Consider the following 434-nt stretch of genomic DNA (forward strand, 5'->3'; position numbering starts at 1 on the left):
GTGCGCTGCTGGGCTTCTGGATAGGTCGCCTGATCGGCTGGGACATCTTTGCGGCGGGCTACAGCAATGCCAGCATCGGTGGCATCGTGCTGGTGGGCTTCGGTGGTGGTTTGGGCCTGCAGCTGGCCCGCCGCTGGCGCAATCGCCAGAAAAGCGACAAGGAGTAAGGCCCCATGGCATTTGTAGAACCCGTCACCCTGACCGCCCGCGGCGTGAAGCTGGTTCCCCTGGGCCTGGAGCATGAAGCCGGCCTGCGCGCCGCCGCCGCTGATGGCGAGCTGTGGACCCTGCGCATCACCTCGGTGCCCGAGCCTGAGCAGACCCGAAAATACATCGAAGACGCGCTGGCCATGCGCGAGGCCGGCAACCGCTTTGCCTTTGCCGTGACCGACGAAGCCACCGGCCGCGTGCTGGGCAGCAGCAGCTACCACGAC

1 pseudogene is annotated in these 434 nt (G+C 66.6%); it reads left to right on the forward strand.

Annotation, left to right across the window (positions count from 1 at the left end):
- Positions 1-173: 173 nt before the first annotated feature.
- Positions 174-434 (forward strand): annotated as a pseudogene (locus tag AC1D1Y_RS26470) (GNAT family N-acetyltransferase); the annotation flags it as partial.

Source organism: Polaromonas sp. P1_G1, assembly GCF_056405595.1.